Source organism: Streptococcus suis, assembly GCF_002960425.1.
GTDB classification, from domain to species: Bacteria; Bacillota; Bacilli; order Lactobacillales; family Streptococcaceae; genus Streptococcus; species Streptococcus suis_S.
Window position 1 is genome coordinate 94015 of the sequence record NZ_POIZ01000052.1, and the last position, 13866, is coordinate 107880.

The 13866-nt window shown below is 45.9% G+C and carries 11 protein-coding genes; all 11 read left to right on the plus strand.

What is annotated here, in order from left to right; all coding sequences use genetic code 11:
• Positions 1 to 295 precede the first annotated feature (295 nt).
• The 11 genes from adhE to fni all read left to right on the plus strand — a co-directional run bounded on the left by adhE (position 296) and on the right by fni (position 13777).
• Positions 296 to 2947 carry a bifunctional acetaldehyde-CoA/alcohol dehydrogenase gene (gene adhE / locus C1G57_RS07475; protein WP_105114386.1) on the plus strand — a complete coding sequence of 884 codons (2652 nt, stop codon included), beginning with the start codon at positions 296 to 298 and terminating at the stop codon, positions 2945 to 2947.
• A 424-nt stretch (positions 2948 to 3371) separates the two neighbouring features.
• Entirely contained in the window at positions 3372 to 4856 is a 1485-nt protein-coding gene (gene thrC / locus C1G57_RS07480) for a threonine synthase (protein WP_105114387.1), read from the plus strand.
• Between the two features lie 127 nt (positions 4857 to 4983).
• The gene (locus C1G57_RS07490; RefSeq protein WP_330847172.1) at positions 4984 to 5364 is read left to right on the plus strand and encodes an ATP-binding cassette domain-containing protein; all 381 of its coding nucleotides are present in this window, start codon (positions 4984 to 4986) and stop codon (positions 5362 to 5364) included.
• On the plus strand, positions 5365 to 5958 hold the full coding sequence (locus tag C1G57_RS07495) for an MptD family putative ECF transporter S component (protein ID WP_105114388.1): 594 nt from the start codon (positions 5365 to 5367) through the stop codon (positions 5956 to 5958).
• Positions 5955 to 6614 (plus strand): energy-coupling factor transporter transmembrane component T, encoded by a 660-nt coding sequence (locus C1G57_RS07500; protein ID WP_105114389.1) that lies wholly within the window; start codon positions 5955 to 5957, stop codon positions 6612 to 6614. Before C1G57_RS07495 ends, C1G57_RS07500 begins: the two co-directional genes overlap by 4 nt.
• Complete coding sequence (locus C1G57_RS07505; protein WP_105114390.1) at positions 6578 to 8014, plus strand: ABC transporter ATP-binding protein; 1437 nt, start codon at positions 6578 to 6580, stop codon at positions 8012 to 8014. Before C1G57_RS07500 ends, C1G57_RS07505 begins: the two co-directional genes overlap by 37 nt.
• Positions 8011 to 9288, plus strand: a complete 1278-nt coding sequence (locus C1G57_RS07510) for an MATE family efflux transporter (protein WP_105114391.1) — start codon at positions 8011 to 8013, stop codon at positions 9286 to 9288. Before C1G57_RS07505 ends, C1G57_RS07510 begins: the two co-directional genes overlap by 4 nt.
• Positions 9289 to 9634: 346 nt before the next feature.
• Positions 9635 to 10570: a mevalonate kinase gene (gene mvk / locus C1G57_RS07515; RefSeq protein ID WP_105114392.1), complete on the plus strand. Its 936-nt coding sequence runs from the start codon at positions 9635 to 9637 to the stop codon at positions 10568 to 10570.
• Positions 10563 to 11588 carry a diphosphomevalonate decarboxylase gene (mvaD, locus tag C1G57_RS07520; protein WP_105114393.1) on the plus strand — a complete coding sequence of 342 codons (1026 nt, stop codon included), beginning with the start codon at positions 10563 to 10565 and terminating at the stop codon, positions 11586 to 11588. Before mvk ends, mvaD begins: the two co-directional genes overlap by 8 nt.
• Before the next feature lies 1 nt (position 11589).
• Positions 11590 to 12669, plus strand: a complete 1080-nt coding sequence (locus C1G57_RS07525; RefSeq protein WP_105114394.1) for a phosphomevalonate kinase — start codon at positions 11590 to 11592, stop codon at positions 12667 to 12669.
• A 10-nt stretch (positions 12670 to 12679) separates the two neighbouring features.
• Positions 12680 to 13777, plus strand: a complete 1098-nt coding sequence (gene fni, locus C1G57_RS07530; RefSeq protein ID WP_105114395.1) for a type 2 isopentenyl-diphosphate Delta-isomerase — start codon at positions 12680 to 12682, stop codon at positions 13775 to 13777.
• The last annotated feature ends 89 nt before the right edge of the window (positions 13778 to 13866 follow it).

Sequence of the window (13866 nt, forward strand, 5' to 3'; positions counted from 1 at the left end):
TAATTATTTTCATAAAAAGCTATTTACTTGTAAGCGTTTTCTTGATAAAATAGAAGCTACAGAGAAGTTTGAGTTGATTTTTGCTCAGTGATGAGTCGATGAGGGCATTTTCGAACATTTACTGAAAACAGTCAGAAAAATATCAGAAAGCAGGTATAAAGTAAGCGTTTTCAAAAACAAAACAGAAAAAATGTGAAAAAATTAACAATTTCTCTTTACAAATAAAAATAAAAGTTGTAGAATAACATTGTGAAAAAGTTAACAAAATGTTAATAAGAAAATTTGGAGGAACACAATGGCTGATAAAAAAGTTGTATCACCAGAAGAAAAATTAGTAGAAGCTCGCAAACACGTTGATGAGCTTGTTCAAAAAGGTTTGGTTGCTCTTGATGAGTTCCGCAAACTTGGTCAAGAAGAAGTAGACTACATTGTGGCTAAGGCTTCGGTAGCTGCTCTTGACAAGCACGGTGAATTGGCAATGCACGCTTTTGAAGAAACCAAACGTGGTGTATTCGAGGATAAGGCAACGAAAAACTTGTTTGCCTGCGAGCACGTTGTTAACAATATGCGCCATACAAAAACAGTTGGTGTTATTGAAGAAGATGAAGTAACGGGCTTGACCTTGATTGCTGAGCCAGTTGGTGTTATCTGTGGTATCACACCAACTACCAACCCAACGTCAACAGCTATTTTCAAGTCATTGATTGCTTTGAAAACGCGTAACCCAATCGTCTTTGCCTTCCACCCATCTGCCCAAGAATCTTCAGCCCATGCAGCGCGTGTTGTCTATGAAGCAGCTGTGGCAGCTGGTGCTCCAGAAAACTGTATCCAGTGGGTAACAAAACCATCTATGGAAGCAACTTCTGAATTGATGAAGCATGATGGTATTGCAACGATCCTTGCAACTGGTGGTAACGCAATGGTGCGTGCGGCCTACTCTTGTGGTAAACCAGCTCTTGGTGTAGGTGCAGGTAACGTTCCAGCCTATATTGAAAAATCTGCAAACATCCGTCAGGCAGCACACGATATCGTCATGTCTAAGTCATTTGACAATGGTATGGTCTGTGCGTCAGAGCAAGCAGTTATCATTGATAAAGAAGTATACGATGAGTTTGTAGCAGAATTCAAATCTTACAAAACCTACTTCGTTAATAAGAAAGAAAAAGCTCTTCTTGAAGAATACTGCTTCGGTGTGAAAGCCAACAGCAAAAACTGTGCAGAAGGCAAATTGAACGCTGACATCGTTGGTCGTCCAGCAGCATGGATTGCTGAACAAGCTGGTTTCTCAGTACCAGAAGGTACCAACATCTTGGCAGCAGAAGTAGCTGAAATCGGTGAAAAAGAGCCATTGACTCGTGAGAAATTGTCACCAGTTATTGCAGTCTTGAAGGTTGAAGGCCGTGAAGAAGGTCTTGAAGCAGCGCGTCAAATGGTAGAATTCCACGGTCTAGGTCACTCTGCTGCTATCCACACTGAAGATGCTGAACTAGCTAAAGAATTTGGTACAATCGTGCGTGCTATCCGTGTTATCTGGAACTCTCCATCTACTTTCGGTGGTATCGGTGATGTTTACAATGCCTTCTTGCCATCATTGACACTTGGTTGTGGTTCTTACGGACGCAACTCAATCAGTGATAACGTAAGTGCTATGAACTTGCTCAACATCAAGAAAGTAGGAAGACGTAGAAATAATATGCAGTGGTTTAAAGTTCCTTCTAAAACATACTTCGAACGTGATTCTATCCAATACCTCCAAAAATGCCGTGACGTTGAACGTGTCATGATCGTTACAGACCATGCCATGGTAGAACTTGGTTTCTTGGATCGTATCATCGAACAGTTGGATCTCCGTCGTAATAAAGTGGTTTACCAAATCTTCTCAGACGTTGAACCAGATCCAGATATCACAACAGTTTACAAGGGTACAGAATTGATGCGTACCTTCAAACCAGATACAATCATCGCCCTTGGTGGTGGTTCACCAATGGATGCTGCTAAAGTAATGTGGCTCTTCTACGAACAACCAACTGTTGACTTCCATGACCTAGTCCAAAAATTCATGGATATCCGTAAACGTGCCTTCAAGTTCCCAGAGCTTGGTAAGAAATCTAAGTTTATCGCGATTCCAACAACATCAGGTACAGGTTCAGAAGTAACACCGTTTGCCGTTATCTCTGATAAAGCAAACAACCGTAAATACCCAATCGCTGACTACTCATTGACACCAACTGTGGCAATCGTTGACCCAGCGCTTGTATTGACAGTACCAGCACACGTTACTGCCGATACTGGTATGGACGTATTGACCCACGCTACAGAAGCATACGTATCAACAGTAGCCAACGACTTCACGGACGGTTTAGCTCTCCAAGCTATTAAACTTGTTTTTGAAAACCTTGAAAGTTCAGTGAAGAATGCGGACTTCCACTCACGTGAGAAAATGCATAATGCTTCAACCATTGCAGGTATGGCCTTCGCCAACGCTTTCTTGGGTATTTCTCACTCAATGGCCCACAAGATTGGTGGACGTTTCCACACCGTTCACGGTCGTACCAACGCTATCTTGCTTCCATACGTAATCCGCTACAACGGTACACGTCCAGCTAAGACAGCGACATGGCCTAAATACAACTACTACAAAGCGGATGAAAAATACCAAGACATCGCACGTATGCTCGGTTTGCCATGCTCAACCCCAGAAGAAGCAGTTGCTGCTTACGCACAAGCTGTTTACGACCTCGGTGAGCGCATCGGTATCCAAATGAACTTGAAAGCACAAGGTATCGACGAGAAAGAACTCAAAGAACACTCTCGCGAATTGGCTCTTCTTGCCTACGAAGACCAATGTACACCAGCAAACCCTCGTTTGGCTATGGTTGACCATATGCAAGAAATCATCGAAGATGCCTACTACGGTTATAAAGAACGTCCAGGTCGTTTGAAATAATTTTTCCGTCGAGCCTCTGCGTTGGCTTGGCTAGGTGAACTTGAGTTCAACCGTCGCCTTCGCCGCCTAGACTCTCTTAGGAAAAACTGATTTCAAAGCTGGATAGGATTAGCCTTCGTCAATCTGTCTAGATAGCTTTTGGCTTAGAATGATTATAGTAGTAAGTTTAGGAATGTATGGTAGATTCTGTCTCGGTTAGTTGACCGACATATGATTTACAGGAAAAATGCCTCCAAACTTTCATATATACCGGTCTATCTTGGGATAGGCTGGTATTTTTGATGGAACTTGGTAGGACTAGAACAATAATCTGGGTAATATTGTTAGGAAACTAGGGTTAAAGCCTGACTTTTCCATCATATCTTGCCAATTTTCTGTCAATTTGTGGTAGAATAGAAAAAATAGATTTTTTATGAGGGATACCATGACACTAGTTTATCAATCAACACGCGATGCACAAAATACTGTATCGGCTAGTCAAGCTATTTTGCAGGGCTTGGCGACCGATGGTGGTTTGTTTACACCGATTGCTGTTCCGACAGTTGACTTGGATTTTTCTGTTTTGAAAGATGCTTCTTATCAAGAAGTTGCCAAGTTGATTTTATCGGCTTTCTTGGATGATTTCACGGCAGACGAGCTGGACTACTGTATCAACAATGCCTACGATAGCAAGTTTGACACGCCAGTTATTGCCCCAGTTGTCAAGCTAAAAGGTCAGTATAACTTGGAGCTCTTCCGAGGCTCAACTATTGCCTTCAAGGACATGGCTCTGTCCATCCTCCCTTACTTGATGACGACAGCAGCGAAAAAACACGGTTTGGAAAATGAGATTGTCATCTTGACCGCGACTTCAGGCGATACAGGCAAGGCAGCTATGGCTGGTTTTGCGGACGTTCCTGGCACGCAGATCATCGTCTTCTACCCACGCGACGGGGTGTCTAAGGTCCAGGAATTGCAGATGACCACGCAAACAGGGGCTAATACCCACGTGGTAGCTATTGACGGAAACTTTGACGATGCCCAAACTAACGTCAAGCACATGTTCAACGATGAGGCCCTTCGTGCCAAGTTGGCGGCTAAGAAACTCCAGTTTTCATCAGCCAACTCCATGAACATCGGCCGCTTGGTGCCACAGATTGTTTATTATGTCTATGCCTACGCTCAGCTGGTTAAGACTGGTGAGATTAAGGCAGGAGACAAGGTCAACTTCACCGTTCCGACAGGCAACTTCGGTAACATCTTGGCGGCTTACTACGCTAAGCAGATCGGTCTGCCAGTTGGCAAGCTCATCTGTGCTTCCAACGACAACAATGTCTTGACCGACTTCTTCTCAACTGGCGTTTACGACAAGAACCGCACCTTCCGTGTGACAACCAGTCCGTCCATGGACATCTTGGTGTCCTCTAACTTGGAGCGGTTGATTTTCCACCTCTTTGGCAATGACGCTGCAAAAACAGCTGAGCTCATGGAAGCTTTGAGCACAGCTGGTCAGTATGACATTCAAGGAGCTGACGCGGATATCTTATCACTCTTTGCTGCCGCCTTTGCGACGGAAGAAGAAACCGCTGCGGAAATCAAGCGTGTCTATGACGAGTCAGACTACATTGAAGATCCACATACGGCTGTTGCCTCAGCTGTCTATAAACAGTATGTGGAGCAAACAGGGGACCAAACTCCGACAGTGATTGCTTCTACAGCAAGTCCGTACAAGTTCCCAGTAGTTGCGGTTGAAGCGGTGACAGGTCAATCAGGCTTGACCGACTTTGAAGCCCTTGCCAAACTGCATGAGATTTCAGGTGTAGCCCTGCCACCAGCTGTGGACGGCTTGGAAACAGCACCAGTCCGCCACAATACCGTTGTTGCAGCTGCAGATATGCAGGCTGAAGTAGAACGTTATTTGGGTGTGTGATAAAAAATGACTTATGACAAACTGCTTGAAACAGGCAGTTTGTTTTCTTTTTTTAATACAAATTAAAATTTACAGACAATTCAAAAAATGATATACTATATATAATTACTTAAGAGTGAGGTGGGCGATGGCACAGGAACAAGAAAAGGTTTCCCGTGAGAAGAAAAAAGCCCTCTTGAAGCGGCTCAAAGAACGCATCAAGCCCAAGATGAAACTGGTCTATTTGGTAGCACCGCAGGGCTTGGATACGATTGTGGAAGCCAGTGACTTTTCAGCAGGAGAAGGACAACGCTTGGAACTCATGCGGGACCTGCTCAAAAATGCGGATTGCTATATCTTTGATGAGCCGACCAGTAACCTGGATTCGCTCAACGAAGCTCGCTTTATCCAGCTGGTCAAGGCACACTGTCAGGGCATGGTCTTCTTGATTTCCCATAGAAGCTCGACCATGGCCTGTGCGGATACCATCTTCCACTTAGAAGCTAGACAATTAGTAAAGGAAAAATAAATGAAGAAATTACAAGTAAAAGATCTGATGGTCACAGGGGCTTTTGCTTCCCTCTACTTTGTTTGTGTTGGTTTGGGAACTCTGCTGAGCCTGGTATTTGATCGGTCGGGCAACATGATGTATGCTCCTGCTGGAGCAGCTCTTTTAGCGGGCCCGGTTTATATGCTCTTGATAGCCAAGGTTGGTAAGCCAGGTTCAATTAGTCTGGTCGGTGCGGTCATGTCCTGTTTCTTTTTCCTATCAGGCTATATGACGGTAGCCTTTCTCCCAAGTTTGACCTTTGGCTTGTTGGCAGAAATGGTAGCGAAGTCAGGTCACTATAAACAAAAATGGATCAACCTTCTTAGTTACATTGTATTTTCCTTTGGAAATTTAGGTCCCATTATTCTCATGTGGCTCATGCGGGATGCCTATGAAGCTAGTTTATTGGCGCGTGGGAAGTCGGCTGAGTATGTGGCCCGCGTTATGCTGGACTTTACACCAGGGAATGTCCTCTGGGTGTCAACCACCATCATTTTAACAGCCCTTGTGAGTGGTCTATTTGGTCAATATATGGTCAAGCGTTATTTTAACCAATCGGGATTTCTTTCATGAAACTAGATGCGCGTACAAAAATCATGTTAGTTGTTTTTGCCAGCCTTACCTATGGTTTGCGCCTGACTATCCTAGAAAATGCAGTGCTGGTCTGTGGATTTAGCCTGCTTTTCTGGTTTTCTGGCAATCCAAAGATGGCGCTCATCGGCCTGCTAGCCTATGCCATGTTTGGCGGCTTATCCTATCTTTCATTTTTGCCATCCTGGCTGACGCATTTCTTAGTCGTTCTAACTTATACATGGCCCCCGCTGTTAGCAGGGCATTTCTTATTGATGACGACGAGTGGATACGAACTGATTCATGGTCTGCGCAAATGGCACTTACCGGAGACCTTTCTCTTGACCTTGGGGGTGATGTTTCGCTTTCTACCAGCCATCAAAGAGGATGCACGGACCATTGGTGCCTCTTTACAGGTGAGGGGGATTTTTCTGCGAAAAAGAGATCTTGTTTGTAGACCAGTTCAGTACCTGGAATGTTTCTTGGTGCCCCTGATGATGTCCCTCTTGCGAACAGCTCAGGAGTTGACAGTGGCCAGCTTAACAAAGGGCTTGGCTGTATCTGTAAAACCAGCTGAGTATATTCAGTCGTCCTGGACCATGCTAGATTGGAGTATTTGCTTATGTTGTTTCAGTTTTCTCATCCTGGTCCAGCTGTGACGGTAAAGGATTTGGAATTGACCTATCCAGGTGCAGACAAGCCTGCCCTGTCTATTTCAGAATTGACCATACCAGCTGGTCAGTGTGTCGTACTCTGTGGTCAGAGTGGCTCTGGAAAATCTAGTTTTCTCAAGGTCTTGAATGGTCTAGTTCCCGAGTATTATCCAGCCCAGCTATCTGGTCAGGTTTATCTAGGTGATCAGGAGCTGAGAGGGACAAGTTTAGAGGAACTATCCCGTCAGGTTGCTTCGGTTTTTCAACATCCCTCTACTCAATTCTTTCATAGTCAGGTCCTGCAGGAATTGGTGTTTCCCTGTGAAAACCAAGGTCTATCCAGAGAAGAAATCACACAGCGTTTGGCTTGGGTCAATGACTTGTTTGGTTTAGAGCCCTTGTATGAACGACGGGTTTCCAGCCTATCAGGTGGTCAGCAGCAGGTCTTGGCTTTGGCTGTTGCAACCATGCAGGGCTCAGATGTGCTGGTCTTGGATGAACCGACGGCTCATTTGGACCAGCAGGGGATTTCAAGGATTCAACACATTTTGCAAACCTTGAAAAGACAGGGGAAAACCATTATCATCGCTGAACACCGCCTGTCCTATCTCAGTCACTTAGCTGACCGGTATTTGTATTTTCAGGATGGGCACTTAGTGACGGACTATCTGGCAGAAGAATTTTTAAATCGAACAGATGCCTGTCGTCAAGACATGGGTTTGCGGTGCTACGATGCTGAGCCTTATCGACGGGCAATAGCAGAGCGAGCCAGTCAGTTTGTCAGTGATGAGCAAGGCTTGCTTGTTGAGAATTTGTCTGTCAGCCAGTCTGGGACCCTTCTTTATCAGATTGAAAAACTCTGCTTGGCACCAGGTCAGGTGGTTGGTCTGGTTGGACCAAATGGCTCTGGTAAGACGAGTTTGGCTCAATTTTTGGTTGGTCTGGCAGATGATAAGAAGGCTAGGATTTCTTGGTATGGTCAGTCCCTGTCCAGCCGCCAACGCCTTGAAAAAACAGCCTTTGTCATGCAGGAGGTCCGACTGCAACTCTTTTCTGAAACAGTTGCTAGGGAACTGACCCTGGGGCAAAAAGATAAGAAAATTGATGAGGATTTGGTCAGCCGTTTTCGCTTGGAGGACTTGCTGGATAGGCACCCAGTCAGTTTGTCTGGTGGTGAGCAGCAACGTTTGATGATGGTGGCCAGCTTATTGGCGGACAAGGAGATTCTTGTCTTTGATGAGCCAACCAGCGGTTTGGATTTAAGGCAGATGCAGGAAGTAGGAAGGGCACTTCTGGATGTAAAAAAGAAAAATAAATTAGTGCTATTGATTTCCCATGACGAAGAACTCTTGGAGCTGGTTTGTGATAAAATAGTAGATATCGAGCGATTGAGATGGGGAGCATGAACAAACAGAGGAAAGAAATACTAAGGATTGCCCTGCCTGCCATGGCAGAAAATATTCTTCAAATGCTGATGGGGATGGTGGATTCCTATCTGGTAGCTAGTCTTGGGCTTGTTGCCCTGTCTGGAGTGTCTTTAGCCAACAATATCTTGGCGGTCTATCAGGCTATATTTATTGCTCTAGCGGCAGCCATTTCTGCACGCTTGGCTCAGATGCTGGGGCAGGGGGAGACTGAGAAGGTGGGCTACCTTGCTAGTGAAAGTCTCAAAGTGACCCTATTTGTCAGCTTGGTTTTGGGGGCTGTTGCAGTTTTGGCAGGTCCTTCCTTGCTGATAGGTTTGGGAGCTGAAGCTGCTGTTGCCAAGGCAGGTGGTCTTTATCTCATCTTGGTTGGTGGAGGCATTCTCTTTCTCGGTCTGATGATGAGTTTAGGAGCTATGTTAAGGGCTTTAGGACAACCTCGTTTTCCTATGTATATCAGTCTGCTTTCCAATCTCCTCAACGCTTTCTTTTCAGCTTTTGCTGTTTTCGTGCTTCATGCTGGCGTGGCTGGAGTTGCACTTGGAACAGTCTTGTCACGGCTGGTCGGCTGCTTTCTGCTGTGGGCAAAGCTGTCTATCCCTTTTGAAAAATGGAACTGGTCTTGGGACATAGAACTCATCCGACTTGCCTTACCAGCTACTGGTGAGCGCTTGATGATGCGGGCTGGAGATGTGGTTGTTGTCGCTTTGATTACTGGTTTAGGTACAGCGGTTGTGGCAGGTAACGCCATTGGAGAAACGCTCACTCAGTTTAACTATATGCCGGCTATGGGAATTGCAACGGCAACCATTATCTTGACAGCCAAGCATAGACAGAATCAGTCTGCGGTAGAGGACATCTTGAAAAGGAGTTTCTTTCTTTCACTCCTCTTTATGCTACTGGTAGCTGTTACAACCTATTTATCTGGTCCACTTTTAATCGGTTTGTATTCAAAAGAACCACAGGTTGTTCAGGCCAGCCAGACAGTTTTGCTCTATTCCATGTTAGGAGTTCCCTTTACGGCTTCTACTCTTGTTTTAACTGCCTTGTGGCAAGGTCTGGGTAATGCTAAGCTACCATTTTATGCAACCAGTCTAGGTATGTGGATAGTCCGAATTGGTCTTGCCTATCTACTTATTGGAGTATTTCATCTAGGTTTACAGGCTATTTGGATAGCAACTATAGCAGATAATGCCTTTCGTGCAGGATTTTTGTATGTCCAATATAGGCGAGAAAGAAAAGTTAAAATTGATTAAGGAATGTCTAAGAAATCTTTCAGTTTCGCTTAAGTTTGTTCTTGTATACTATCTTCAAGCTAGAAATAGCGAATTTCTTTTTCATATAATCTCCAGAGAACAGTCGACTGCGGTCGGCTGTTTTCGCGTCAAGTGTTAAGAAAATAAGTATGAGAACTCGCTTTAGAAAAATCTAAGAAAACTTTCAGTTTCGCTTAAGTTTGTTCTTGTATACTATCTTCAAGCTAGAAATAGCGAATTTCTTTTTCATATAATCTCCAGGAAACAGTCGACCGCGGTCGGCTGTTTTCGTCTATTATTCTTATGAAAAATGGTATAATAGTTGTGATTGTGTAAGGAGAAGAATATGTCAGTAGTAGGAAAAGCAAATGGGAAAATCATTTTGATGGGCGAGCATGCGGTTGTCTATGGCCAGCCAGCAATTGCTATGCCTTTTTCTGCTGTTGAAATTACCGCTCAGGTAAGGGCGCAGGGTCAGGCTCTGAGTGTGGCCTGTGACTTCTACGAAGGCTTGGTTCACAAGATGCCAAAAATCTGGGAAAGCCTCAAACATGCCATTCGCTTTTCCCTCTACCGTATCGGCGCTCCGACAGATCCGGCTATTCACATCGAAATCAGCTCCACCATTCCCGCCGAACGAGGCATGGGCTCCAGTGCTGCGGTGGCAGTAGCCGTTGCCCGCGCCCTCTTTGCCTATTATGAAAAAGAGCTGACAGACAGTGAGCTCTGGGACATTGTACAGTCTTCGGAAAAAATTGCCCACGGCAATCCCTCGGGCATTGATGCGGCAACCACCAGCGGCAAGTCTCCCGTCTTTTTTATCAAGCACCAGCCCATCGAGCCCTTGGAGCTGAAACTCCGTGCCCACTTGGTAGTGGCTGATACAGGCGTGACGGGCAACACCTTAGAGGCCATTTCAGACGTGGCGGCTTTATTGGAGAAAAAGCCAGAGGCTATCAAGCTAGTAGAAGAACTGGGCAACTTGACCCGACTGGCTAAGGAAGATTTGGCCACAGACCAAGCAGAGCTTCTAGGCAGCAGAATGAACCAAGCTCATGCCCTCCTGCAAGAATTAGGCGTGTCTGATCCTAGCCTAGATAAGCTAGTCAGCCTTGCCCAAGAAAATGGAGCCCTCGGAGCCAAATTAACCGGTGGCGGCCGAGGAGGCTGCATGATTGCCTTGGCAAGAACAGCTCAGGATGCCCAAAAACTTGCACACATCCTTGACCAAGCAGGCGCCCGCCAAACCTGGATACAGTACTTAGGAGAAACCAATGACTAAACAAATAGGTATAGCCCGTGCCCATACCAATATTGCCTTGATTAAATACTGGGGAAAACGAGATAAGGAATTATTTCTACCTATGAATTCCAGTTTATCCCTGACTCTTGACGCATTTTATACGGATACCAAGGTTGTTTTTGACCCAGAATTAACTGCTGATGAGTTCTATCTCAACGGAATGTTACAAAAAGAAAAAGAAATTTTAAAAATTTCTCGATTTTTGGATTTGTTTTGCGAATATATAGGTGAAAGGGCATTTGCCCGAGTGGAAAGTCTAAATTTTGTTCCGACTGCAGCTGGTTTAGCCAGCTCAGCATCAGCCTTCGCAGCACTTGCTCTGGCAACTGCGACAGCCTTGGATTTAGATTTGTCACCAGCTACCTTATCAACCCTAGCCCGTAGGGGATCAGGTTCTAGTACCCGTAGCCTATTTGGCGGCTTTGTCGAGTGGGACATGGGAACAGGTTCGGAAGATTCTATGGCTCATCCCATTGACGATGCCGATTGGGATATTGCTATGATTGTCTTAGCCGTCAATACAGGACCGAAAAAGATTGCTAGTCGAGAGGGAATGGACCACACAGTTGCCACTTCACCATTTTACACAGCCTGGGTAGAAACCGCCAAACAAGACTTGGCGGACATCAAGGCAGCTATTGTTAGCCGTGATTTTGAAAAACTTGGTCAAATCACAGAACACAATGGTATGAAGATGCATGCAACAACTCTCTCAGCCAATCCCCCCTTTACCTACTGGTCAGCCGATAGCCTAGTGGCTCAAGAGGCAGTCCGTCAGGTTCGTGAAGCAACTGGCTTATCAGCCTACATGACCATGGATGCTGGACCAAATGTCAAGGTTCTCTGCCGAGCAAGTCAAATGGATGAATTGGTAGATGAATTGGCCAAAGTCTTCCCAACAGAAAAAATCATTACCAGTAAGCCTGGACCTGCTGCTTATGTTCTCAGTGAGAAGGATTGGCAGGCATCACAAGCAGCGTTTGAAAAGGGCTTGTAGCATGAAAGTACAAGTAAAGATACCAGGAAAACTCTTTCTGGCAGGGGAATATGCAGTTGTTGAGGCCGGTTATCCTGCGGTGATTGCAGCAGTCGACCAATACCTGACCGTCACCATTGAAACAAGTGACCAAGGCAGTCTTCATTCCAGTCAGAAGGCAGACCTCTATCTGACCTGGGAGCGTAAGGAAAGTGTCGCTCATGTCCAAGATGACCATCCCTATGCCCTGATTGAGACAGCCATGCAGGTGACAGAAGCCTATCTGACTGCCAAGGGCTATGCTTGTCATGGAACCTATAGCCTATCTGTTCAGTCCGACCTAGATGACCAAGCCTCTGGTGCTAAGTATGGTCTGGGGTCGTCAGGGGCAGTAACGGTTGCGACGGTCAAGGCCCTGTTGACCTACTACGGTCACCGACCAGATGCCCTCCTGACCTACAAGCTGGCAGCTCTGACCCAGACCAAGCTAGGCATGACCGGTTCCTTTGGGGATTTGGCTGCTTCCAGTTTCAGTGGCTTGATCGCCTATCATTCCCTGGACCGTTCTTGGCTTTTAGGGAAAATGGCAGAGCTGTCCCTGCTTGATCTGGTGGAAAGTGATTGGCAAGGTTTGTCTATCAGCCCTATCCAGTTACCCCAAGGCTTAGACCTCTTGGTGGGATGGACAGGATCGGCGGCTTCGACGGACAGGCTAGTTTCCCAGATGGAAGACCAAAAAAGTCAGGCTGAAAAAGAGCAAATTCACAGCCAGTTTCTGGCCGACTCTATGACCTGTGTAGAGCAGTTGATAGTAGCTTGTCAGACAAATGACTTGGTATCAGCTAGACAGGCTATTACTCAAAACCGCAAGCTCTTACAGGATTTTGCGAGAGGAATGGGATTGGTCATTGAAACGCCTCAACTGAGTCAACTCTGTGACCTGGCCCAGACTTATGGAGCGGTGGCCAAATCATCTGGCGCAGGCGGAGGTGACTGTGGCATTTGCCTAGTTGATAGTACGGAACAAAAAGCAGCGATAGAGACGGCTTGGCAAGAAGCCGGCATTCTTCCACTCGCCCTAAACATCGCAAGTAGAGAATAAGGAGAACCCTATGTTTTATCTAGGAGAATTTGGTTTAGACCGCAAGGATCAACACGTTGGCTTGGCCAACCAACAATATAGTGCCACACCGGCCAAGGACTTTACGGAGACCTTGTTTGTCCATCATTCCCTGCCTCAAACCAAGGTGGATGAAGTGGATATTTCGACCAGCGTAGCTGGTTTGGACTTTGCCTTTCCTTTCTTCATCAATGCAATGACTGGTGGAAGCAAGAAGACGCGGGAAATCAATCGCCTATTGGGAATTATGGGGCATTTTGGGAAGATTGCTCTGGCTTCAGGTTCGGTTAGTGCGGCGATCAAGGATCCGTCTGTTGCGGAAACCTTCTCCGTGATGCGTCGGGAAAATCCTTATGGCATTATTTTTGCCAACCTAGGTGCCCATCATAGTGTGGAGAATGCCAAGCGGGCGGTGGATTTGTTGGAGGCCAATGCCATTCAGATCCATGTCAATGCACCCCAGGAGATTGTCATGCCTGAGGGAGACCGTGATTTCACTATGTGGTTGAAGAATATTGAAACTTTGGTGCGGGAGCTGGAAGTACCGGTTATCGTCAAGGAAGTTGGTTTTGGCATGAGCCGAGAAACAGTAGCCCAGCTGGCTTCTGTCGGTGTCAAGACCATTGATGTTTCTGGTACTGGGGGGACGGATTTCGCCAAGATTGAAAATGCCCGTAGGACCTTCAATGACTATGCCTATTTAGAGGGGTGGGGTCAGTCAACCGTGACATCTTTGGTGGAAGCTATGTCTGTCCCTGAAGAAGTTCGCCCAAGCCTGATTGCTTCTGGTGGTATTAAGACGCCACTAGATATCGTTAAATCCTTGGCACTCGGTGCAGACCTTGTCGGTATGTCCAACCATTTCCTCCAGTATGTCAAGGATGGAAAAGGGCATCGTTTTGACGACGGCTTGCAAGCTATTAAGACCTATCAATGGCAGATTGCTGAAATCATGACCATGTTGGGTGCTAAGAATATTGCGGAACTTCGCAAGAAAGATTTGGTCTTGGCTCCCAATGTACAAAACTGGTGCGAAGCGCGTGGGATTGATTGGAAAGCCTATGCCCGTCGGTCACGAGGGGTGAAATAAATTGAACAGGCATGACGGCGGCTGATTACAAGAAATGCTATAGAAAACAGTCAGCAATTAACAAAGACTCTAAAAATGTAAATAAGAAA

What these genes read in the sequence shown, in the direction of transcription:
- C1G57_RS07510 (WP_105114391.1), top strand. Translation starts at nt 8,011, where the DNA reads ATGAACAAACAGAGGAAAGAAATACTAAGGATTGCCCTGCCTGCCATG.
- C1G57_RS07490 (WP_330847172.1), top strand. Translation starts at nt 4,984, where the DNA reads ATGGCACAGGAACAAGAAAAGGTTTCCCGTGAGAAGAAAAAAGCCCTC.
- fni (WP_105114395.1), top strand. Translation starts at nt 12,680, where the DNA reads ATGTTTTATCTAGGAGAATTTGGTTTAGACCGCAAGGATCAACACGTT.
- adhE (WP_105114386.1), top strand. Translation starts at nt 296, where the DNA reads ATGGCTGATAAAAAAGTTGTATCACCAGAAGAAAAATTAGTAGAAGCT.
- C1G57_RS07500 (WP_105114389.1), top strand. Translation starts at nt 5,955, where the DNA reads ATGAAACTAGATGCGCGTACAAAAATCATGTTAGTTGTTTTTGCCAGC.
- mvk (WP_105114392.1), top strand. Translation starts at nt 9,635, where the DNA reads ATGTCAGTAGTAGGAAAAGCAAATGGGAAAATCATTTTGATGGGCGAG.
- C1G57_RS07495 (WP_105114388.1), top strand. Translation starts at nt 5,365, where the DNA reads ATGAAGAAATTACAAGTAAAAGATCTGATGGTCACAGGGGCTTTTGCT.
- mvaD (WP_105114393.1), top strand. Translation starts at nt 10,563, where the DNA reads ATGACTAAACAAATAGGTATAGCCCGTGCCCATACCAATATTGCCTTG.
- C1G57_RS07525 (WP_105114394.1), top strand. Translation starts at nt 11,590, where the DNA reads ATGAAAGTACAAGTAAAGATACCAGGAAAACTCTTTCTGGCAGGGGAA.
- thrC (WP_105114387.1), top strand. Translation starts at nt 3,372, where the DNA reads ATGACACTAGTTTATCAATCAACACGCGATGCACAAAATACTGTATCG.
- C1G57_RS07505 (WP_105114390.1), top strand. Translation starts at nt 6,578, where the DNA reads ATGTTGTTTCAGTTTTCTCATCCTGGTCCAGCTGTGACGGTAAAGGAT.